We start from the raw sequence: 1,758 nt of genomic DNA, 5'->3' as shown, positions 1-1,758 counted from the left end.
ACTCGGCCTACACGCTTACACCAGGACAACCATCGCCTGGCGGAGCTACCTTCCTGCGTCACCCCATCGCTTGACTACTACGAAATCAGGTCCCACGCTCCACAATGCCGGCTCCACCCGAAGGCTTCACCAACACGCTTTGGGTGGTTAGTATCAAACGCCTCGTCATGGGCGCACATGCTCGGGTACGGGAATATCAACCCGTTGTCCATCGACTACGCCTGTCGGCCTCGCCTTAGGTCCCGACTTACCCTGGGCGGATTAGCCTGGCCCAGGAACCCTTGGTCATCCGGCGGCAGAGTTTCTCACTCTGCATTCGCTACTCATGCCTGCATTCTCACTCCCACACCCTCCACGACTCGTTTACACGGCCGCTTCCCTGGATGCAGGACGCTCCCCTACCCATCAACACGACTACACAATCTTCCGAAGAAGAAAGCGGATCTATTGTGTCAATGACACAGCTTCGGCGGTGTGCTTAAGCCCCGCTACATTGTCGGCGCAGGACCACTTGACCAGTGAGCTATTACGCACTCTTTCAAGGGTGGCTGCTTCTAAGCCAACCTCCTGGTTGTCTGGGCAATCCCACATCCTTTCCCACTGAGCACACACTTAGGGGCCTTAGCTGGTGTTCTGGGCTGTTTCCCTCTCGACGACGAAGCTTATCCCCCGCCGTCTCACTGCCACACTCTCACACCACGGTATTCGGAGTTTGGTTGATTTCGGTAACCCGGTAAGGCCCCTAGACCATCCAGTAGCTCTACCCCCGTGGTGAAACATGTGACGCTGCACCTAAATGCATTTCGGGGAGAACCAGCTATCACGGAGTTTGATTGGCCTTTCACCCCTACCCACAGCTCATCCCCCAGGTTTTCAACCCTGGTGGGTTCGGGCCTCCACGACGTCTTACCGACGCTTCACCCTGGCCATGGGTAGATCACTCCGCTTCGGGTCTAGACCACGCGACTATATCGCCCTATTCAGACTCGCTTTCGCTACGGCTACCCCACACGGGTTAACCTCGCCACGCAGCACTAACTCGCAGGCTCATTCTTCAAAAGGCACGCCATCACCCATAGGCTCTGACGGCTTGTAGGCACACGGTTTCAGGTACTCTTTCACTCCCCTCCCGGGGTACTTTTCATCTTTCCCTCACGGTACTCGTCCGCTATCGGTCTTCAGGAAGTATTTAGGCTTACCGGGTGGTCCCGGCAGATTCACAGCAAATTCCACGAGCTCGCTGCTACTCGGGAACACCACCAAGATCAATGAAAACTGGCTTTCGCGTACGGGACTCTCACCCACTCCGGTCGCCCATCCCAAGGCGTTCCACTAACCAGCACATCAACCCGGAAGAGTGTCAGCCCTTCCAAGGCGGGTCCCACAACACCACACGTACAACGCCTGACAGCTTGACATACGCAAGGTTTAGCCTCTTCCGCTTTCGCTCGCCACTACTCACGGAATCACGGTTGTTTTCTCTTCCTACGGGTACTGAGATGTTTCACTTCCCCGCGTTCCCTCCACACCGGCTATATATTCACCGGCGGGTAACACCACATCACTGGTGCTGGGTTTCCCCATTCGGAAATCCTCGGATCACAGCTCGGTTGACAGCTCCCCGAGGCTTATCGCAGCCTCCTACGTCCTTCATCGGCTCCTGAAGCCAAGACATCCACCATGTGCCCTTAACAACTTGACCACAAAGATGCTCGCATCCACTCTACAGTTCTCAAACACCACACCAGAAACAAACAG

At 55.9% G+C, this 1,758-nt stretch carries 1 rRNA gene (cut by a window edge); it reads right to left on the bottom strand.

Annotation, left to right across the window (positions count from 1 at the left end):
• A 23S ribosomal RNA gene (locus ACFY1H_RS49545) occupies window positions 1–1,702 on the bottom strand; it reaches 1,488 nt to the left of the window's first position.
• Between the last annotated feature and the right edge of the window lie 56 nt (window positions 1,703–1,758).

Source organism: Amycolatopsis sp. NPDC001319, assembly GCF_042896185.1.
In the GTDB taxonomy this organism is placed as follows: domain Bacteria; phylum Actinomycetota; class Actinomycetes; order Mycobacteriales; family Pseudonocardiaceae; genus Amycolatopsis.
The sequence above is the reverse complement of the archived record's forward strand: the minus strand, read 5'-3'. Positions and strand labels throughout refer to the sequence as shown.